1 protein-coding gene is annotated in these 480 nt (G+C 44.0%); it reads left to right on the plus strand.

The genetic code is table 11. The features are described 5' to 3' along the window. Window positions 1-202 (plus strand): glycine radical domain-containing protein (locus CP367_RS10600; RefSeq protein ID WP_143469245.1); only part of this gene is annotated, 202 nt, incomplete at its 5' end. Between the last annotated feature and the right edge of the window lie 278 nt (window positions 203-480).

Raw genomic sequence — 480 nt, forward strand, 5'->3', positions numbered from 1 at the left:
GATCCGTTCTTACTTCGCGATGGATGGTCACCATATCCAGTTCAACGTAGTGGATCGCCAGACTCTGATCAATGCACAGAAACATCCGGAGGATTATAAAGATCTGATTGTTCGTGTTGCAGGATACAGTGATTTCTTCCGCAACCTGGATAAACCGCTTCAGGATGAGATCATTAACCGTACAGAGCAGTCTTTCAGCTAAGAGACAGAAGATAAAGTAATCAGGGACACTCTTTGAAAGTGCAGACTTTCAGAGAGTGTCCCTTTTTGTGTTGTATTGAAGAAGCGTAAATGCTGTGCTAAGATGAAGAAAAGATTATAAAACCGATCAATCGGACACAAAAGGAGCGAACGGAGATGGCAAAGGGATACGAAGAACTGAGACGACAGTACCGGGAACTGGACAGAGACTGCGCGTTGCTGTCCAGATTTTGGCTGGATGGCAAACAGAAGAAAAGCAAGATATTTCTTCCAACAGAA

The organism is Lactobacillus sp. UMNPBX16, assembly GCF_002553775.1.
GTDB lineage: Bacteria > Bacillota > Bacilli > Lactobacillales > Lactobacillaceae > Lactobacillus > Lactobacillus crispatus.